General features: G+C 63.1%; 16 protein-coding genes and 1 pseudogene. 5 read left to right on the forward strand and 12 right to left on the reverse strand.

Going from position 1 to position 19,343, the window contains the following annotated elements; genetic code table 11:
* The first annotated feature begins 104 nt into the window (after positions 1–104).
* The gene (locus tag J2X01_RS20185; protein WP_310061808.1) at positions 105–683 is read left to right on the forward strand and encodes a trehalase-like domain-containing protein; all 579 of its coding nucleotides are present in this window, start codon (positions 105–107) and stop codon (positions 681–683) included.
* On the opposite strand, the pseudogene J2X01_RS20190 reads toward J2X01_RS20185, so the two are convergent.
* From J2X01_RS20190 to hxlA, 10 genes and pseudogenes are all read right to left on the reverse strand, one after another.
* Positions 565–957: pseudogene (locus tag J2X01_RS20190) on the reverse strand (riboflavin kinase); the annotation flags it as partial. The gene J2X01_RS20185 and the pseudogene J2X01_RS20190 overlap by 119 nt on opposite strands.
* Positions 958–1,059: 102 nt before the next feature.
* Complete coding sequence (locus J2X01_RS20195; RefSeq protein ID WP_310061741.1) at positions 1,060–4,146, reverse strand: ATP-binding protein; 3,087 nt, start codon at positions 4,144–4,146, stop codon at positions 1,060–1,062.
* Between the two features lie 279 nt (positions 4,147–4,425).
* Entirely contained in the window at positions 4,426–5,832 is a 1,407-nt protein-coding gene (locus tag J2X01_RS20200; RefSeq protein WP_310061744.1) for an LLM class flavin-dependent oxidoreductase, read from the reverse strand.
* Positions 5,833–5,893: 61 nt separating this feature from the next.
* Positions 5,894–6,232, reverse strand: coding sequence for a putative quinol monooxygenase (locus J2X01_RS20205; RefSeq protein ID WP_310061748.1), 339 nt, complete (start codon positions 6,230–6,232; stop codon positions 5,894–5,896).
* Positions 6,233–6,452: 220 nt separating this feature from the next.
* Complete coding sequence (locus J2X01_RS20210; protein ID WP_310061751.1) at positions 6,453–8,162, reverse strand: phosphoglucose isomerase-related protein; 1,710 nt, start codon at positions 8,160–8,162, stop codon at positions 6,453–6,455.
* A 102-nt stretch (positions 8,163–8,264) separates the two neighbouring features.
* Positions 8,265–9,497 (reverse strand): MFS transporter, encoded by a 1,233-nt coding sequence (locus tag J2X01_RS20215; protein WP_310061754.1) that lies wholly within the window; start codon positions 9,495–9,497, stop codon positions 8,265–8,267.
* Between the two features lie 68 nt (positions 9,498–9,565).
* Entirely contained in the window at positions 9,566–9,904 is a 339-nt protein-coding gene (locus J2X01_RS20220; RefSeq protein WP_310061757.1) for a hypothetical protein, read from the reverse strand.
* Positions 9,905–10,192: 288 nt separating this feature from the next.
* Positions 10,193–10,690, reverse strand: coding sequence for a flavin reductase family protein (locus J2X01_RS20225; RefSeq protein WP_310061759.1), 498 nt, complete (start codon positions 10,688–10,690; stop codon positions 10,193–10,195).
* A gap of 337 nt (positions 10,691–11,027) precedes the next feature.
* The gene (locus J2X01_RS20230; RefSeq protein ID WP_310061762.1) at positions 11,028–11,696 is read right to left on the reverse strand and encodes a GPR1/FUN34/YaaH family transporter; all 669 of its coding nucleotides are present in this window, start codon (positions 11,694–11,696) and stop codon (positions 11,028–11,030) included.
* A 127-nt stretch (positions 11,697–11,823) separates the two neighbouring features.
* Entirely contained in the window at positions 11,824–12,447 is a 624-nt protein-coding gene (hxlA, locus tag J2X01_RS20235; protein ID WP_310061767.1) for a 3-hexulose-6-phosphate synthase, read from the reverse strand.
* A gap of 223 nt (positions 12,448–12,670) precedes the next feature.
* Here hxlA and J2X01_RS20240 point away from each other — a divergent pair, with 223 nt between their 5' ends.
* Both J2X01_RS20240 and J2X01_RS20245 read left to right on the forward strand, forming a co-directional pair.
* Positions 12,671–13,108 (forward strand): MaoC family dehydratase, encoded by a 438-nt coding sequence (locus tag J2X01_RS20240; protein ID WP_310061770.1) that lies wholly within the window; start codon positions 12,671–12,673, stop codon positions 13,106–13,108.
* 255 nt (positions 13,109–13,363) lie between these two features.
* Complete coding sequence (locus J2X01_RS20245; protein ID WP_310061772.1) at positions 13,364–13,912, forward strand: SGNH/GDSL hydrolase family protein; 549 nt, start codon at positions 13,364–13,366, stop codon at positions 13,910–13,912.
* 390 nt (positions 13,913–14,302) lie between these two features.
* Here the strand turns inward: J2X01_RS20245 and J2X01_RS20250 are convergent, their stop codons facing one another.
* Positions 14,303–15,004, reverse strand: coding sequence for an Rv2133c family protein (locus tag J2X01_RS20250; protein WP_310061774.1), 702 nt, complete (start codon positions 15,002–15,004; stop codon positions 14,303–14,305).
* A 40-nt stretch (positions 15,005–15,044) separates the two neighbouring features.
* Positions 15,045–15,728: an Rv2135c family putative phosphatase gene (locus tag J2X01_RS20255; RefSeq protein WP_310061776.1), complete on the reverse strand. Its 684-nt coding sequence runs from the start codon at positions 15,726–15,728 to the stop codon at positions 15,045–15,047.
* 93 nt (positions 15,729–15,821) lie between these two features.
* On the opposite strand from J2X01_RS20255, the gene J2X01_RS20260 reads away from it, so the two are divergent.
* A complete protein-coding gene (locus J2X01_RS20260; RefSeq protein WP_310061779.1) occupies positions 15,822–17,210 on the forward strand; it encodes a sigma 54-interacting transcriptional regulator in 1,389 nt (462 codons plus the stop codon).
* Positions 17,211–17,234: 24 nt separating this feature from the next.
* On the forward strand, positions 17,235–19,238 hold the full coding sequence (locus J2X01_RS20265; RefSeq protein WP_310061782.1) for a vWA domain-containing protein: 2,004 nt from the start codon (positions 17,235–17,237) through the stop codon (positions 19,236–19,238).
* Positions 19,239–19,343 lie beyond the last annotated feature (105 nt).

A 19,343-nucleotide genomic window follows, 5' to 3' on the forward strand; every position in this document is an offset into this window, starting at 1 on the left:
CAACCCGCCAGGGGGCCCCAAGGGAATCTGATACATCCCGTCCTGACATCTCCGGAGGTGTTTGGGAAGGACTAACTCAAGTCATATCAGCCCGGGATGGCAGCGTGGACTGGCTTTGTTTCCCAAGCTTCGACTCACCGTCCGTGTTTAGCCGGATCCTGGGCACCGAAGAGCATGGCCGCTGGCTGTTGGCGCCCAGTGAAGCCGATGCTGCCGTTGTCGATCGGCGCTATATCGACTCCACCTTTGTGCTCCAAACCATCTGGAAGACCGGCAGCGGATCCGTCCTGGTCACCGATTTCATGCCGCTGGGCGACAGCGGATCTTCCCTTGTCCACCGTGTCACCGGTGTCGAAGGCTCCTTAGAAATGCGCCATTGTGGTAAGGCGATGCCCCCTAGCTGTTCAGCGGCAGGAATTCCGACAGCGAGGCGCCTCGGTCCAGGCGCCTGTGGCCGAGGGCAATGGGGTGCACGGTTGCCAGTGGATTGGAATGCGAGCGGGCGGGTACCTGTTCTGCACGGAGGCAGCCCCCAAAGCCGGCTTGCAGAGCCCAGGTTCGAACCCGGGCCACGTCGTCCTGGATCTGGTCCACGAGCTCGGACGTACCGGAGAACTTGCGTTGGGGACGGATCAGGAGGCGCAGCGTCACCACAACGGTCTGTCCGTACAGATCGCCGGTGAAGTCCAAGAGGTTCGCCTCCAACAGGCTCTGACCCCGGGAGTAGTACGTGGGCCGGTCGCCGATGGATATGGCAGCCACATGAAGAGCGCGATGATCCGGTGAGTCGAGATGAACCGTGCCAGCCCATACGCCATTGCGGCCGCCATTTGGCGGTATAGCAATATTGGCTGTGGGAAAGCCCATCAGGCGTCCCCGTTGGTCGCCATGACCAACCACCCCAGTGACCTGGAAATAGTTGTGGTTCCGTTGCTTTGGAAATTCCAATGTACGCACAGCAGCAGTCCATTCCGTCGGGTTATTTTTCAATTCGAACTTCAGGCAAATGACTAAGCGTTAATTCCATGAGCTGAAATACAGCTTTGAGAAGGCTCGGATTTACTCCCCATACATCAGGTTGGTGAGAAAGCCGAAGAGGCCGGGGTCAGGGGTTGTAGTCCTTTTCCTCGTAACCCGGGCCGGTTCCATGTCCAGATCGCAGAGTTTCACGTGGCGGGGCATGCCGAGTTTCGCGTAGGCGGCGCGCGCCTCCTGCAGATACGCCTTCGCCCTGGCAGAAGATCCGTCTTGACCAGACTGCAGCAGCATCTTCCCGTGAAATCTCAAGGTGTGGGCACGCTCCACGACGTGGGGCATGGTTTCAGCATCACGACGTGCCTCCCGAAAATACTTTTCCGCGCGGGCCCAGTCACCGGCCGCTGCAGCGGCAATTGCCGCTGACCGCTTGACCAAGCGGCCGCCCCGGAATTCGATGCAGACGACCCCCGTCCGCTGAATGCATTGTTCGATAGCAGGGAGCAATGCCGCGGCCTGATCCAAATCTCCCAGAACGACTAAACCTTCAACGGCCGTAAGCGCAGCCACCCAGGAGCCACAGGTATTGGCCTGATCCAAGTGCGGCAAAGTGTTTCGGTGCTTTTCAAACAAATCCATGGCAGCTTTGGAATCGCCCATGTATGCGAGCAACTCGAACAGGGAAGACCATCCCCAGCCGACCATTCCTGTGTCCGCCTCTGTTTCCAGCGCGGCTGCGTAGGCATCCTTCGCTTCCTCCCATTCCCCGGCGAGGAATTTGGCCAGCCCAAGCCACGCTAGCGAATGTTCAGGCGTTGCCAGCCCGACGGCCGTGCAGAATGCGAGGTCCTTCCGGGCGAATTTTTCCAGGGCGACGGGGCTTCCCTCCTGAAAGAACTCGACCATGGCGTTCATCCGCGTGTGCTGCTGCTGGGCGGCGTAGTTCCCTACACGAACCGCGAGTGGGGCAAGTTCAGCGCCTACCGCGCGGGCCTCCTCCAGGCGACCTAAACCAACGAGTGTGTAGTTCAAGAAGCCGAGCATGCTTGTCAAGGTCCAGACATCGTCGGAATCGCGGAGTATCTCCAGCGCCTCGTATCCTGCCGAGGCTGCATCCTTGTGCTCAAGGAACGCCGGAAGCTGCATCGCGCGTATGGCCAAAGCATGTCCTCGGAGCTCCGCATCCTCAAGCCGGGAAGCGATGTCCAACTCTTCATGGATATTTTCCACGCTTGAGTCGTAATCACCGCCCCAAGCCTGGGCAAAAGACAATGCACCAAGGAGCCGTCCCCGCTCTGCGCCCTCGTGCCCGTCAGGCATCTTAAGTCCATAAGCTGCTATATCGAGAGCTTCGGGCATTCGGAAAAACCAAAACATGGTGTGTGTGGCCGCGCGGCACGTGCGGGAAATGGCTTCCAGGTCGCCCACTTCTGCATAAAGATCCAGCGCGTTGCGTAAGGAGCTCACCGAATCCGGCCAGCGACCCAACGTACGCAACGTCAGGCCGCGCTGGAACCAGAGCTCCGCACGGTCGAAGGCGTCAGCCGCGTCGATATACTCCAAGGCCTGATCCAGAAAGCGAAGTCCCTCTTCCGCCGCGGAACTGTTCAGCGCGGCCCGGCCCGCCATCGTAAGGTAACGCACAATATTCTGGCGGTCTTTGATCTGACCTGCTTGAACCAGATGCCATGCGATCTCATCGGCCCGCATTTCCAAAGCTTGGGGATACAGCTGCTCCAACGCTGTGCCAGCTGCGGCATGTATTCGGCGCACCCGGGCCGGCGACAGGCTTTCAATGATTGCCCGGCGCACAATGGCGTGCACAAACTCATAACGTTCCACAGCGTCCGGAGCAGCGGCTGTAACGTCATACAAAAGCTGTGCCTGGGTTGCTTCCTCCACTCCTTCCAGAAGAGTGAAATCGTCAACTTCAGCAAGTTGCTGCAGCACGCTGAGGTCAAATTCCTGCCCCAGCACGGCGGCTATGCCGAGCAGGGTCTGCGTCTCTTGCTTAAGGCGCCGAACACGTGCCGCAACGATGTCCTTCACTCCATGAGGAACGTCTGCATTGCCCGCCGACTTCGGCCCACTGCCCTCTCCCAGGCTTCGAATCAGCTCTGCCGCATACAGCGGATTTCCCCGAGTTTCCGAGTAGATGTCATAGGCCAGGCTTTCAGAAAAGATGTCATCCCGCGACTGTGCCGATCCATCATCTGAAGCCAACAGTTGAGCTACCTCGAGCCGATGCAATCCACCCAACTGAATCTGAGCAGGCATTGCGTCGCGGCGCAACCTACCCAGGAAACCGATGAGGGCATCTGAAACGTCCCCGGGGCGAAGAGTACAGATAATCAACGTGCGCTTGAGCGCCTCCTCCTGCATGAGGTGCTTAAGCAGCAGGAGTGTTGGCTCCGGAGCCCAGTGCACGTCATCGAGTACCAGCAGCATGGGCGAGGAATCCGAGGCATGCCGGAGGAGCCGAGTGACGGCGTCGAAGAGCCGCAGCCGGGTGACGTTCGGGTCGGTGCGCGCAGCATCCACCGGAATCCCCGGTAAACGGATGCCGGAAATTGGAATGATCGTCTCCAATTCGGCGGCTACGTCACCAAGCACTCCCGACAAGCTGGCTGGGTTGCTTGCGCGGATATATGGGGCAAGGGCGTGGCCGACTGCTTCAAAAGGACCTGCCACGTCTTCGTCGCAACGTCCATGCAGCACCAGCGGGTCGTCATTGACCAGTAGTTGCCGCACGAACTCTGCAACCAGCCGGCTCTTTCCGATGCCTGCATCGCCCGACACCAGCACAAGGCGCTGCCCACCGGCTCTGACCATGTCCCACTCATCGTGCAGTTTTTGAAGCTCCGGACCCCGGCCCACAAATTCACCTGCCTTGGCCATGCGAAGCAATGAAGGGGGAGCCTCAAGTCGTAACGGACCAGTATTCTCGGTGGCCCGGACTGCAGCCAACAACCCTGAACGGGACGAGACGTCAAACTTTGTCAGGAGATTGGAAACATGGCTTTCCACCGTTCGTACGCTGATACCCAATGTGGCTGCGATCTCGGCGTTGGCCAGATGATTAATAACGGCCTGGAGGACCTCCCACTCCCGGGAGGTGATGCCCCGGTCTACACACGACTGAGGCTTTGGTTGCTTAAAATCTACCGGCATTTACGGATTCCTCTCTGAACCCCAAAGTGTGGCAGTGCAACTTCACGATCAGCCGGTCTCCTTCGACCGGCCCTCGCGTAGTTCGATCTGATCGCAATACTTTACCTACAGGTGACCAAGAACACTCGGCCTGTCCACGGCGTGAACGTTCCGGCGGCGCTAGAATCCCGCGGGCCTCGTCGTTGAACACTAAATCCAGGGAAAGAATGGCGGCCGCCGATCCACAAATCGGTGGCCGCCGTTCTCATCCTCTTCAGCTGTGCAGATCAGGTGACTTCATCAGGAAACTGACGCCGCCACACCCAGCCGGTAGTTGGCGCCGGCATGCTCCGAGGGGAGCCGGGAGTCACCTGTGAGACGTTCACGCAACGTCATCACTCCTTCAGCGGCGGGATCCTGCGGGACATGGCCCCGCTTGCGCAGTTCGGGAACCACCAGCTCGACGAAGTCCTCCATCGTCCCGGGCGCAATGACGCGGCCAAGGTTGAAGCCGTCAACATCCGCAATCTCCATCCATCGCTCCATCTCGTCGACGATGGTTGTGGGCGAGCCAACCACTGACGCGCTAAATCCGCCAATGCACAGCCATTTCGCCAGCCGCTCCTTTGTCCAGACAACCTCGCTGTCAACGCCGGTCAGCATGTCGATCATTGCCCGGATGGCGTCACTCTCGATGTTCTCCAAGGGCTGGTCTGCCGGCGCCGAGGACATATCAATACCTGTCCATCCGCCAAAGAGGGTCAGTGCGGCGTCGGTATCTGCGTACTTGTAGAAGTCCTCAAGCTTGGCCTGGGCCTCCTCGTCCGTCGGTGCGGTGATCGGGGTCAGCATCACGATGACCTTCACGCTCCGCGGATCCCGGCCTGCCTCGGCCGCCTGCTGGCGAACCTTTTCGACAGTGGGCCGCAGCTCTTCGGGGCTCGTACCGATGACGAACACGGCCTCGGCATGCTTCCCGGAGAACTCCATGCCCTTTTTGGAGGTGCCGGCCTGGAACAGGAACGGAGTGCGCTGCGGACTCGGCTGGCCGAGGTGGGCGCCGGGAACCTTGTAGTATTTTCCCTCGTGGTTGATGTCGTGGACTTTGGAAGGATCCGTGAAGATGCGCTTCTCTTTGTCGAAGACGACTGCGTCTTCCTCCCACGAACCTTCCCAAAGCTTGTAGCAGACCTCCATGAACTCGTCCGCCACGGCGTAACGCTCGTCATGCGGGATCTGCTTATCGAGCCCCAGATTCTCGGCTGCGCTTGCCTGATACGACGTCACGATATTCCAGGCGACGCGGCCCTTTGTAATGTGGTCCAGCGTGGTCATCGTCTTGGCGAAAGAATACGGAAGTTCGTAAGTCAGTGACTTCGTAACCCCAAACCCGAGCCTTTCCGTGACAGCTGCCATCGCTGAGACCGGAATAGCCGGGTCTCCCACAGGCGCCTGGGCGGCGGTGCGAAGTGCGGTGTCCCGTGATCCGCCATAAACATCGTAGAAGCCCAGGACATCTGCAATAAAGAGGCAGTCAAAGCCGCCGCGCTCAAGGAGCTTTGCCAGGTCGGTCCAGTACTCGACGTCCTTATAGCGGTGGGTTTGGTCATCAGGGTGCGCCCACATCCCGGGGTTCTGATGCCCCACGCAGTTCATGTCGAATGCGTTCAGAATCATGCGCTTCTTGGAGTTCTGCTTATTTGCCATGTCTATATCCTTTTACGGTTAAGGGGTATGTCGATAAGGAACGGTTTCGGGAGCAAACGATTTAGGTAAAGGCCAGGACCTCCACGGGCTGAATAGAGGGTGCGGAGGCGAGAAGCTCATCCGCCCTCGCTCCAAGGGCTGTGGCGACCTTTCCGGCGAGATGTGCCTGACGGCCTTCCTCATGCGGAAACGTGTCATAAATTCCGAACTGGCTGGCATTGATCCGGAAGGCGTACCAGGTGGATGTGCCGGGTTCCTCAACAACGAGATCCTGAGCGGCCTGCAGGAATTCAGCCAGTTCGGACTCTTTGCCGGACTGAGCCTCAAGCGTCACCAGCAAGCCAACAGAGCTCGACATAACTTCCTCCATCATCTTCGACGTCACTGTGATGCCGATCACTGCCAAACCTATGTTCACCAGGTGCTGCCCTACATCCGTGCTCAACACTGAATTCACCACGGGTATCCGTACCGATACCTTGCGGAGTTGGCCTCCGTTTGGTGGACAACTGACGTAACGGGACTGTTGAACGGCAGCCTTGCAGAACCCCGCTGGACGGGGCGCACGAGAACGGGGCGCCCGCCATGCGGCGGACGCCCCGATGCCAGGCACGGCGGATTTAGCTGTCGGAGATGGTTGCGGACTGGGCGGCGACGGCGGCGATGATCTTTTGCAGCTGTGCGACGCCGGCGGCCCGGTCGGTGAGGTGAAGGCGCAGGACCGGACGGCCGTGGCCGGCCAGGACCTGGGCGTCGCCTGCGGCCTGCGCAGCGATCAGTTCCCCGCAGGTGAAGGGACGTTCCGGGATGGCCAGGTCCTCGGTGGGTGCTGCTGTGACCTGGAGGAACACGCCGATCGCGGGTCCGCCCTTGTGGAACTGCCCGGTGGAGTGCAGGAACCGCGGGCCCCAGCCAAAGGTGACCGGACGGCCGCTGGTGGCGGCGAGCTGATCGCGGATCCCTTCGAGCTCTGCGAAGGCCAGCCGGTCAAAGTAGGCCTGGACGCTGAGGTAGCTCTCGTCATCGAGCGTTCCCAGGAGGGCGCCCACGGCTTCCTCGGCCGTATGGGCACCACGGAGCCAGTCACCGCCCCGGACTTCGATGGCGCCGTCGGTGAATGCTGCGGGTGTGGGTTCGGGCTGGGCGTCCAGCAGGCCGCGGGCGGCGACCTTCGCCGCTTCCACATCCGGCTGGTCGAACGGGTTGATCCCCAGCAGACGCCCGGCTACGGCTGTGGCGAATTCCCACACCATCATCTGGGTGGCCAGGCCGCCGGCGATGGCCACTTCGTTTTCACCGAGTTCGACGTCGGCATCGGCAGCGACCAGGCGCACCACTAGGACATCGGCGGCGCCGGAGCTGACCTCGGGCGCTGCGGGGCCGGCCACGACCGGCAGTATCCCGGTGCCGGCCTTGCCGGTGGACTCGGCGATGAGCTGCTCAGCCCAGTTAGCGAAGCCCACGATCCCGGAGCCTTCCTCGGCAATCACAATCTTGTTCCGCAGCGGAGTGGTCTCGCCCAAGGCCGCGCCCAGGGCCAGTCCGATGTTTTCCGGCGCGTCGTCATTGAGGATCTCGGCGGCTTCCTCAGCCTCGTCCAGGAACGCCTGGATATCCACACCGGCCAGGCCCGACGGGACCAGGCCGAACGCGGTCAGGGCCGAGTACCGGCCACCGACATTGGGGTCGGCGTTGAACACGGCCCGGTGGCCGGCCTCGCGGGAGGCCTTGTCCAGTGGGGAGCCCGGATCAGTGACGATGATGATCCGGCTCTTCGCGTCGATGCCGGCCTCCGTGAAGGCGTGCTCGAAGATCCGGCGCTGGGAGTCGGTTTCCAGGGTGGACCCGGACTTGGACGAGACCACAATCGCGGTCTCGGCCAGCCGGTCCGCCAGGGCGGCACGGACCTGATCAGGGTCCGTGCTGTCCAGCACGGTCAGCTCGACGCCAGCGGTACCGGCGATGACCTCGGGAGCCAGCGAGGATCCGCCCATGCCACACAGGACAATTCGGGTCACGCCCTCGGCCTTCAGGGCATCGCGGAGCTCAAGGATTCCGGGCACCAGGGCCCGTGAGACGGTGGCCGCCTCCACCCAGCCCAGGCGGACAGCAGACTCGGACTCGGCCTCAGGACCCCACAGGGTGTGGTCCTTCGCGAAGATCCGGGTGGCAATGCGGTCCGCCACAAGGGCGGGCACGTGCTGCTCGAGTGCCTGCTGCGCGGCACCGGTGGCGTCGTAGCTGGAGCCCGCGGCGATGGCAGGCCGGAAAGGGTCATCACGCCAGAGGGTTTCTCCGCGGTAGGAGAGTTGCTGTGCCGGGGTCCTCATGGTGTTACTCCTAAGAAATCTGGATCAGGCCCGCAGACCAGCGCTGAAGTCCTTGACAACAGACTGTTAAGGGGGTGGTTGCGAAGTGAATCGAATCGGGTTTTATTTGCGCCCGCCCGCAAGCAGGGACGATGCAGGGTCACGCCTCAGCAGCCACATGGCCAGGCAGCCAAAAAGTGGACCCAGGGCGAGCATCGAGAATCCGATGCCCCAACCCAAGTGACTGACGACAAAGCCCATGGATTGGATTGTGACGAGGGTTAGTGCGAAGCCCATGCAGATTTGAATGGTCAGCATGGTCCCTACCGATTCCGGGGGTGACAGTTCCACCACGCAAGCTGAGAACTGAGCAGAATCGGCGATGATCGATATTCCCCAAACCATGGCCACGATGAGAATAAGCAGAGGTGGCCCGCCGAAGAGCCATCCGACCGTCAGCGCGCAGGCGCCACTGATTGCCATTGAGTAGATGGTTACAGCGGTGCGGCCAAACCGGTCGGCCAAACGCCCTCCGATCAGCGCCCCCAGGGCGCCTGCGCCAATGACAAGGAAAGTGGCTGCGGGGGCAAGCCCCGGTTGTTCCACTCCCCGGGCGTCCAATGATGCCCGGAAGAACAATCCGATCCATGCCCACATTGCGTACAGTTCCCACATATGGCCCAGGTATCCAAGGTTGGCAAGGCGGACTGGCCGTTTGAGCCAGGCAGCTTTGGCAATGTTCGGATCGAACCGTTGCGCCCGCTTAAACGCAGGTCCGAGTTTCGCAAATTTGACTAAGCACGCTGCCGAGAGGGCGGCAATCGATGAGGCTGCGTAAACGAGTTTCCAGTCCCAAGCATCACCGATGGTGAAGAGATGGGGCAGGGCAGAGCCTATTGTCAGTGCTCCAACCAACAGTCCGACAAGTTTGCCCAGATCATTGGTGGCCCAACTGGCCACCATGCGCATGCCAACGGGATAGATTCCTGCCAGGGCCACCCCGGTGAGGGCCCTGAGAATGAGTGCTTCGGTTCCTACCGGCGACACCACGAGCAGGGCTGCTGTAGTCACTGCTGCCACCGCCGCCGACGCTGCAAAAAGGTTCCTGGGGTCAAATCTGTCTGCCACATTGAGAAAAGCACTGAGCAGGGCGCCGATAACGAAGCCCACCTGCAGCACGCTGGTCATCAGTGCCATTTGAGTCTCAGAAATGGGTTCGAGAACCGCGATGCTCGGCAACGCGGCAGTCGAGGCGAACCAGACGGCCAAGGTCAGGACCTGACAAAGCAGGATCAGGCGAATTGATCTGGTGCGCCCTCGTACTTCTAAGGGCAAGATTGCTTGTTGGAGTGCCATTCGTATCCTTCAGTCATTCGACGGGGAGTTGCGCCTGGTTTTTCATCGCGTGAAGGTGCTGCGACCTTTCACGCGGCCAATATCGCGCCGCTGCCGGCCGTGTTGAGTATCAATTCCCGCGACTTTGGGGGCGTTGACGCGGCTGCTTCCAGGACGGGTGCAAGCCAATCAGCGGCACCATCGAAGCGTCCGATCCTGGGTTTCTTGACCCACCGGTACACCGAGTACTCAGGGCCAAGGGCCAACCGCCGCTGATTGGTTTCGACCAGGTAGACCACGTGCTGAGTGCTGTGCGGACCATGAGGGACCTCGACAGTGGGGCCACACTCAATCGTGAGGATGTCGCGGACGGCGAGGCCGGTTCCGCCATGCAGCACTTGGATGCACTGCAGGAATTCGTCATCCAAAGCTGAACCATGGCCCGCCCGTGGGACTGAGAGAAGCTGCCACGGGGTGGTCCCCGTGGAACGATGCCCGGACTTCTTGAAGAGACCCACTCGGCCCCTCCACGTGAGCAGAATGTCCAGGTGTACGGCACCCGCCGTCGAGGTGCCGGCCAATGGTGACTGATGTGCAACAGGCGCCATGACCTGGACCCGATCGGCTGCGACCGTTTGCGTGGTCATGACATTCGAGATCTGAGGAAGGGTGCTAATCATGGTTTGCATGCCTCTCATTCGTCCCGCAAGTGAGCGCTAAATGCGGTCCCAGCGGCCTAAGGACGAGCGATGGAGTACCAGGGGCATATGCAGACTGTGGGCCTGGAAATCTTCAATCTTCAGCAGAATAAGAATGTGGTCGCCAGCATCGACCTCTTGGTAAATGGAGCACGTGAGCCACAGGGGTGACCCGGAAATATAGAGGTCATCCTGCTCGCCGGAGAAAGTCTCTACGCCGTTGAAACGCTTTGATTTATCGCGTGATGCAAGCTGACGGCACACCGGGTTATGGTCTTCTCCCATAACCGATACGCCAATAAGAGGTGCATCCTTGATGCTCGGCCACGTGGATGAAGATTTCTGGACGGAGAATAGAACGAGCGGCGGCTCGTAGGAGATTCCGACCGAAAAAGACGAAGCGATGAGAACCTGCCGCTCGCCCTGGACCGTCGCCGACAGTGCTACAACACCGGCAGGAAAATGAGTAAGAGCCTCTTGGAGGAGGACACCGTTGTCAGCAATTTGTGTAGTCATGATTCTTCCTTTCAATGGATTGGTAATGACGGAGCCACGCATTTAGCGCTACAACAATTCCCTTTCAGTGTGGATTGCGTCACATGCACTGTGCATCCGTGGTCATTACGGATTTCTCCACGGGAGGCGGTACTGAGTTACTTGGATCCGCTTAAACGGAGTTGTTTTGGGATGGCCGGCATGCGGCAGCTGCGGCTGGCACTGAGCTCAGGACGTCCAGCCCGTGAGTGCCGCCGGTGGACAGTCGGATCAGCAGGAAGACCCCCGGTCCGTCCCATAAGGGAGGATGCCGGGGGCCTGCTGCGCTGCAACGTCTCGTGTACCGAGACTGAACTGCTTAGCGGACGAGCGCGCGCCCTTGGGGCAGCCCGCGTCCACCGGTTTGGCTCCACATGACGTCGACGTAGAGGTAAACGGCCACTGCAACGAACGCGAACGTAAACCAGCCTCCGAGGTTGGTCATGCCCGTATTGCCCTGCAGGGTGCCCATGAGGAGCAGGACGAGGGCGATGTCGACGAAAACGAGCATGAGGGTGGAGCTCCAAGGGAGACGCAATGTCACGAAGGTGAGCATCACGAATATGAACAGCCAGCACGTCAGCCAAAGTGCTTGAGCATTGACCATCTGGTCAGCGGGAATGCCGTACCAACCATTGATGAGTCCGAGTGACAGTGCGCCGTAAGTGGCAAAGAATCCGAAGAACAATACGAAGATGCCCGCGGATGTGTTTTGGCCGAGCGCGCAGGCCCAAATCGTAGTCAGCAGCAGGCCGACGGCAGAGGCAGCGATCACCGTGGGTAAGGCAGCGGCTGCTGCACTGGCGGGTATGAATCCCGTGTTGACCAGGCCCAGGCCGAATGCTCCGGCGACAGCCATGGGGATTCCAACGATGCCCGGTGCCCCGGCCAGCGGACCGCTTGGCGGAGCTGGTGCGGCTGCGGGTGCTGCCGAGGCATGGGCCGGATTGTCAAGAATCGGGTTTTCAATAACAGACGTACTGGACATGGTGGGAACTCCAATGGCTGTAGGAAATGCGCAGGGTTCGATGAAGATTGTTCTTGAGACGCTGTTCGGGTCTGAACGGGGGCTAACCTTTTCCAGCTGCGGGAATGCCACCGTGAAGGGAGAGTGGTTAGTTGACGGCCGCGCGGAGCTGCTTGGCGGCCAGTGCCGGGTCGGCTGCGCTGTAGATGCCGCCGCCCACAACGGCTACGTCGGCACCGGCCTTCTGGACGGCGGCAATGGTGGCGAGCTTCACGCCGCCTGCCACGGAGAACGGAACTTGGGCTTCTGCGCCGGCGCGGAGCAGACCGTTCAGGTCGAAGCCGGGCTTTGCCTGCTCGTCCAGACCGGCGTGCATCTCAACGAACTTTGCACCCAGGGCAGTGACTTCCTTGGCACGGGTCACCTTGTCTGCCACGCCGATGAGGTCAACAACCACGCCCTTGTTGTGGGCCATGGCAGCCTTGACGGCGCCGGCGATGGTGGAGTCGTCGGCTGCACCGAGCACGGTGACCAGGTCAGCGCCGGCCTTGAAGGCGATGTCGGCTTCGAGTTCGCCGGCGTCCATGGTCTTGAGGTCAGCGAAAACAACCTTGTCCGGGTGGGCGTTCTTGACCGCGGTGATAACGGAGAGGCCTTCGGCCTTGATCAGCGGGGTGCCGAGCTCGATGATGTCAACGAATTCGGCAACCTGGCCGGCGAGTTCGAGGGCGGCTTCGGTGGTCAGGACGTCCATGGCAACTTGGAGCTTCATGATGTTGACTCTTTTCTCTAGGGCACCTGTGGCGGATATGGAAAAAGGTTGGGCGGGTTAGGCCTCGGGCGTGTTTGGACGCCCCACCCAGTGTGGGATGGGTCACAGATGGGGTGCATCCGTGGTCATCACGGATTTCTCCACGGAAGCCAGTACGGATTGACCTGCAGCCGCACCGAGGGAAGTCTGTTGGGACACTTCACTCGAACAAGGAAGGTCAGTCATGACCACGATTAAGGCCCGCCCCCGTCCCGTCGTCGGGCAAACCGCGCAACTGTCACGCAGGGTCGCGGATAGCGACATCATGTTGTTCACTGAAATCAGTGGTGACCGTAATCCACTGCACTATGACCAGCAGGTGGCAAAGTCCTCCCGTTTCGGGGAAATAGTGGTCCAAGGCGGAGTCACCAGTGCCATCCTGAACGCCGTTGTGGCGGAGGAGCTCCCTGGTCCCGGTACCGTCTTCCTGAATGTGAACTGGGACTTCAAGGCCCCTGTCCGTCCGGGGGACGTCATCACCGGACATGTCGAAGTTATGGAAGCGCGCAAGGACAAGCCGATTACCAAGCTTCGTACCTGGGTTGTCCGTGACGATGGAACAGTCGTGCTTGAAGGCACGGCCGTCTGCTACACGATGGACCTTCACGGAAACGACCGGTAACCGCGTCACCGCATGAAAGTTTTTCCCCGCATCCATCCACCCACACTGAGCCTTCAGGAGAACAGCAGGTCGCGGACGGGCTCGGGAGGGTGCAGCATGTGCCTCATGGATGCTGCAAACAACCGCGAAGGAGCAGGACACGTGGTCTTGCTGGGCGATTCCATCTTCGACAACGCCGCCTAAGTTGAGGGCGGTCCGGGCGTCATCAGCCAGCGGCGGGACGAGCTGCCGGGCTGGACATGCACCGTCCTTGCCGTGGACGGGGAGACCCTCTCCGGCGTCGGCCGCCAGCTTCAACAGCTGCCCGCGGATGCCACCCACCTGGTTGTGAGCGCGGGCGGAAACGACGCCCTCGGGTATGCGCCCTTACTGCAGGGGACGCCGGCTTCCGTTGCCGAGGCGCTGCTTCTGCTGAACGCGGCCAAGGAAAGGTTCGACGGCGACTACCGCAGTATGCTGCCCGCCGTCCTGGCACATGGCCTCCCCACGGCCGTGTGCACCATTTACGACACTCCTGCCTCAGAGCCCGGCCAGAAGGTCATCAAGGCAGCGCTGTGCCTCTTCAACGACTCCATCACCCGGGCGGCCTTTTTCCGGGGAACAGCATTGATCGACCTCCGGCTTTTCTGCAGTGAAGACGTTGACTATGCGAATCCGACCGAGCCTTCATCGCAAGGCGGAGGGAAGATTGCCCAGGCCATCGCCACCCTGGTCCGGACCGGACATCCCGGCCCTCATTCGGTTGTTGTCGCCTTGGCTCCGCGCGGATCGGCAGCAAAACAGCAGTCCGCTGATGCCCCATGACCAATATCGTGGCCAACTGGGGATACCAGCTGGCGTCCGACGGCGGCTGGTCGGCGCTGTAAAAAGCACCTCACCAATGCGGGAGCGAACGACGTCGGGACGTCCCGCCGTCGTCCGCTCACTGATGGCGGCACCAAGGTGAGAGCCGCCGTCGACCTTTCCGTTGGTGTTACTTAGCTTCCGACGCAGGCATCAGCGCATCCTCCGGGGCTTCGTGCCGCGCGAGCCCCGACGACGGATGTGCTGCGACTGCCGCGGCATGCTCGGCCAGCACCCCGGCTGAGTGCCAGGCCAGCCTGCGAGGGGCGGGCGGCGGATTCAACGCTGCTCAGCCGTGCCGCCCACTAACGGGCTTCCCCCGGTGCGGGCGACGCTCGTTCAGGTCTGCCTCTAAACGAGCGGCCACGGGTAGCGCATGCCGGTGCGGTCAACCGGCAGCACCCCTGCGCGCAGCAGGCGCTGGACGCGTTGCTTTAGGGCGGTGACCTCGTTGTCATCGAGCAGTTCGGCCACCCCGGGAGGCACGGCCTCAGCCAGCGGGCCGATGTCCTCGAGCAGGGCATCCGGGATAGGCTCGCCCGCGAAGTCCCAGATCACGGTGCGCAGTTTGAAAGATGCCGAAAAGCACAGCCCGTGGTCGATGCCCCATATCCGCCCGTCATCGCCGCGCAGCACGTGACCGCTTTTACGGTCCGTGTTGTTGGCGACGTAATCAAACAGGGCAATCCGGGCCAGCTCGCGGTGGGTCTCCGGAGCGTCCTCGTACAGCGTGAAGTAATGCTCCTGGAAGTCGCACTCGATGAACCACTGCAGCGAACCCACCCCCACGGGGGCCTCCTCGCGGATCACTGTCGACGGCACGAAACCCCACCCCAGCGCCTCGCTAAGCAGGTAGGCTGCGCGTTCCCGGCGGTAGAGGCCGGGCTCGAAATCGGACAGCGGCCTTTCCCCGGACTCCGGCTTGTAGACCGCGTACGCCTCGTCATCCCCGAGGGAGACCTGAACGAGGAAGGTCTGGTTGCTGCTGCGGGGGATGCGTCCCACCAGTTCGACGCTGCCTTCGGTGAGCAGTATCAGCTCTCGGCCGGACACTCCCCGCCCCGCTTCACCGTCTGTCCAAGCAGTCCCCAATTCATGGCCCCCGCAGCTCGCTCAGCGGTTCCGACGTCGAATTCACCATCAGCACGGCGGGTGCCTGGCCGTCCACAAACGAGATGGCCGACACCGAACCCGGGCTGATGACGATCCGCTGGAAGAGGTCCAGGGGCGTGCCCAAGGTGTGGGCGACGGCGGCCTTGATGGGATCGGCGTGGGAGAAGCAGACGACGACGCCCCCGGAGTGCGCGGCGCACAGTGCCCCGATCGCGGCAACGATCCGCTCCTGCATTTCCGTGAAGCTCTCGCCGTTCGGGAATCGGAAGGTCGAGGGGCTGTGCTGGACGGTCTGCCACTCCGGTAGCGCCGCCAAGTCGGCGATCGCGGCGCCGGTCCACTCGCCGAAGTCGCATTCGAGAAGGCCGTCGTCCTGCGTCACGGCCAGTCCGGTGCGGGCGGACGTCGGCTCCGTCGTTTCGCAGGCGCGCTCCAGCGGCGAGGAGTAGAGGGCGTCGACGGACAAGCCCTCAAGCCGTTCCGCGACCTGTTCCGCCTGGGCCCGGCCGCGGTCGGACAGGTGCAGTCCCGGGGCCCGCCCCGGCAGCACCGTTCCCGTCGTCGGCGTCTCCCCGTGGCGCACCAGAAGCAGGAGTGTGCCCGGATCCCTCGCTGAAGGCCCCGATGGTGGTACCGGCGAATCCGGCGGCGTTGCTGCAGTCATCAGCATCCAGCGTATGACGCACCCGGGCCCAGTGAGCAGGGAATCTGACAGAATCCCTCGATTCCCCGCACCGTGCAGGTCTACCGTAGAGGGGTGAGTGATCGCCCCGATATCTTTACTGTTGGTGAACTGCGTGCCTCCGGCCACGTGCACAAGGACCTGCGCCGCGAAATCCGCGACAACCTGCTCGCCGCGCTCGCCGCCGGCCGCGACCCCTGGCCCGGGATGTACGGCTTCAGCCGGACCGTCCTGCCGCAGCTCGAGCGGGCGCTGCTCGCCGGGCACGACGTCGTCCTGCTCGGCGAACGGGGACAGGGCAAGACCCGGCTCCTGCGCACCCTGGCCGGGCTGCTGGACGAGTGGTCGCCGGTGATCGAGGACTCGGAACTGAACGAACACCCTTACGAACCCATCACGGAGCACTCCCGCGCCCGCGCACTCACCGAGGGGGACCGGCTGCGGGTGGCGTGGCGCCACCGCTCGGAACGGTACGTCGAAAAGCTCGCGACGCCGGACACCTCCGTCGCCGACCTGATCGGCGACGTCGACCCGATGCGGGTGGCCGAGGGCCGCCGTCTGGGGGACCCGGAAACCATCCACTACGGACTGGTCCCGCGCTCCAACCGCGGTATCATCGCCATCAACGAACTGCCCGACCTCGCCGAGCGGATCCAGGTCTCGATGCTCAACGTCATGGAGGAACGTGACATCCAGATCCGCGGCTACGTGCTGCGGCTGCCGCTGGATGTCCTCGTCGTGGCGTCCGCCAACCCGGAGGACTACACGAACCGCGGCCGGATCATCACGCCGCTGCGGGACCGCTTCGGGGCCGAGATCCGCACCCACTACCCGATCGAGCTCGACGACGAGGTGGCCGTCATCCGGCAGGAGGGGCACCTGGTGGCCGGCGTCCCGCCCGTCATCCTTGAGATCCTGGCCCGCTACACCCGGGCGCTGCGGCAGTCCCCGGCGATCAACCAGACCTCCGGAGTTTCCGCGCGTTTCGCCATCGCCGGCGCCGAAACCGTCGCTGCGGCCGCCCTGCGCCGGGCCAGCGTGCGCGGCGAGGACGAGGCCGTGGCCCGGATCATCGACCTGGACGCCGCGGTGGAGGTACTCGCGGGGAAGATTGAGTTCGAGTCCGGTGAGGAAGGCCGGGAACAGGACATCCTGGACCACCTCCTGCGGGTGGCCACCGCGGAAGCTGTGCGGGCGCACTTCCACGGCATCGACATGGGGGAACTCGTAGCGGCGCTGGACGGCCACACCACGGTGACCACCGGGGAGCTGGTCACGGCGCGGGAGTTCCTGGAGAACCTTCCGGCCCTCAACGGTTCCCGCCTCTACGACGAGATCAGTGAGCGTCTGGGCGCCACAAACGACGGGCAGCGCGCTGCCGCCGTCGAACTGGCACTGGAAGGTCTCTACCTCGCCCGGCGGATCTCCAAGGAGTCCGACGACGAGGCGACGATCTACGGCTAAGCAGAGTTACGCCAAGGAGGCCTCATGACCGCACACAACCGGTCCCGGTACAGCCGGTACCGGGGAGGACCGGATCCGCTCGCCCCGCCGGTGGACCTGGCGGAGGCCCTCGACGCCGTCGCCGAGGACGTCATGGCGGGCTACTCGCCCCGGCACGCCCTCCAGGAGTTCCTGCGGCGCGGTGGCCGGAACCGGGAAGGACTCGACGACCTCGCCGGCCGCGTCCAGCAGCGGCGCAGTGATCTGCTGGGCCGCCACCGGCTGGACGGCACCCTCAACGAAGTCCAGAAGCTGCTCGACACGGCGGTGCTGGAGGAGCGCAAACAGCTCGCCCGCGACGCCATGATGGACAACACCGACCGTGCCTTCCGGGAGATGCAGCTGCAGAACCTGCCCAAATCCACGGCGGCCGCGGTCAACGAACTCGCCTCCTACGACTGGCAGTCGAGCACCGCGCGGGAAGCCTACGACCGGATCAAGGACCTGCTGGGCCGCGAAATCCTGGACCAGCGGTTCGCCGGGATGAAGCAGGCACTCGAGGACGCCACGGATGAGGACCGTGCGGCGGTGAACGAAATGCTGCAGGCTCTCAATGAGCTGCTCGACAAACACCGGCGCGGCGAGGACACCGACGCGGACTTCCAGGAGTTCATGGCCCGGCACGGCCACTTCTTTCCGGAGAACCCGCAATCGGTCGAGGAACTGGTGGACGCGCTGGCCCAGCGCGCCGCCGCCGCCCAGCGGCTCCTGCAGTCCATGTCCGCCGAGCAGCGCGAGGAACTGATGCAGCTCTCCGCCCAGGCCTTCGGCTCGCCCGAGCTTATGGCACAGCTGGGCCAACTCGATTCCAACCTGCAAGCCCTGCGTCCCGGCGAGGACTGGACCGGCTCCGAACGCTTCGACGGCGAGGAAGGCCTCGGACTCGGCGACGGCACCGGCGTGCTGCAGGACCTCGCCGAACTCGACGAGCTGGCCGAACAGCTCTCCCAGGCCTATAGCGGGTCACGCCTCGACGACCTGGACCTGGACGCCCTCGCCCGCCAGCTGGGACAGGATGCCGCCGTGACAGGCCGCACCCTCGCGGACATCGAACGGGCCATGCAGGACGGCGGCTACCTCCAGCGCGGGGTCGACGGCGATCTCCGGTTGTCCCCGCAGGCCATGCGGCGGCTCGGCAGGTCGCTGCTGCGGGACACCGCCAAGCAGCTTTCGGGCCGGCAGGGCCGCCGGGACACGCGGGTTGCCGGGGCGGCTGGGGACCAGACCGGCTCCAGCCGCCAGTGGGAGTTCGGGGACGCCGAACCGTGGGACGTCACCCGGACCATCACCAACGCGATCCGCCGGACGATTGCCGACGGCGGTGATCCGGGCCGCGGACTGCGCCTCGCCGTGGGTGACATCGAGGTGACGGAGACGGAGGCTCGCACGGAGGCCGCCGTCGTCCTGCTCGTGGACGTGTCCTTCTCGATGGCCGCCGAGGGACGCTGGGTGCCGATGAAACGCACCGCGCTCGCCCTGCACCACCTCGTCTCAACCCGGTTCCGCGGCGACCGGCTGCAGCTGATCACGTTCGGCCGCTACGCACAGACCATGGACATTGGCGAGCTCACGGCCCTGCCGGCCCTGCGGGAGCAGGGAACCAACCTGCACCACGGTTTGCTTTTGGCTGGCCGGTTCTTCCGCCAGCACCCGTCGATGCAGCCCGTCCTCCTGCTGGTGACCGACGGCGAACCCACCGCGCATCTACTTGCCGACGGCGAGTCGTGGTTCTCGTATCCGCCGGACCCTGAGACCATCCGCGTCACGGTGGCCGAGCTGGACCGCCTGGGGCGCGCCGGCATGCAGGCCACGTTCTTCCGGCTGGGCGATGACCCGGGCCTGGAACGATTCGTCGCCCGGATGGCCCGCCGGATCGGCGGCCGGGTCGTGGCGCCCGAGGCCGGGGACCTGGGCGCTGCCGTGGTGGGGGAGTATCTGCGCGCCCACTTCCGCGGACGCCCCTACGACGACGCCGACTGGGCTACCTAGGCAGAAGGCATCCGGGTCAGGAGTGCTCCTGGTTCTAGTCGGGCGTGGCCGCCCACACGGTCCGGGTGGTGCAGGGTTCCAGCCGCCTCGGTCCAAAAAAGTGTC

This window comes from Arthrobacter ginsengisoli, assembly GCF_031456935.1.
GTDB classification, from domain to species: Bacteria; Actinomycetota; Actinomycetes; order Actinomycetales; family Micrococcaceae; genus Arthrobacter; species Arthrobacter ginsengisoli.

Bases quoted from the DNA above. Each gene is read 5' to 3' on its own strand.
- J2X01_RS20195 (WP_310061741.1), bottom strand. From the start codon at position 4,146: ATGCCGGTAGATTTTAAGCAACCAAAGCCTCAGTCGTGTGTAGACCGG.
- J2X01_RS20200 (WP_310061744.1), bottom strand. From the start codon at position 5,832: ATGGCAAATAAGCAGAACTCCAAGAAGCGCATGATTCTGAACGCATTC.
- J2X01_RS20210 (WP_310061751.1), bottom strand. From the start codon at position 8,162: ATGAGGACCCCGGCACAGCAACTCTCCTACCGCGGAGAAACCCTCTGG.
- J2X01_RS20215 (WP_310061754.1), bottom strand. From the start codon at position 9,497: ATGGCACTCCAACAAGCAATCTTGCCCTTAGAAGTACGAGGGCGCACC.
- J2X01_RS20225 (WP_310061759.1), bottom strand. From the start codon at position 10,690: ATGACTACACAAATTGCTGACAACGGTGTCCTCCTCCAAGAGGCTCTT.
- J2X01_RS20230 (WP_310061762.1), bottom strand. From the start codon at position 11,696: ATGTCCAGTACGTCTGTTATTGAAAACCCGATTCTTGACAATCCGGCC.
- hxlA (WP_310061767.1), bottom strand. From the start codon at position 12,447: ATGAAGCTCCAAGTTGCCATGGACGTCCTGACCACCGAAGCCGCCCTC.
- J2X01_RS20240 (WP_310061770.1), top strand. From the start codon at position 12,671: ATGACCACGATTAAGGCCCGCCCCCGTCCCGTCGTCGGGCAAACCGCG.
- J2X01_RS20255 (WP_310061776.1), bottom strand. From the start codon at position 15,728: ATGACTGCAGCAACGCCGCCGGATTCGCCGGTACCACCATCGGGGCCT.
- J2X01_RS20265 (WP_310061782.1), top strand. From the start codon at position 17,235: ATGACCGCACACAACCGGTCCCGGTACAGCCGGTACCGGGGAGGACCG.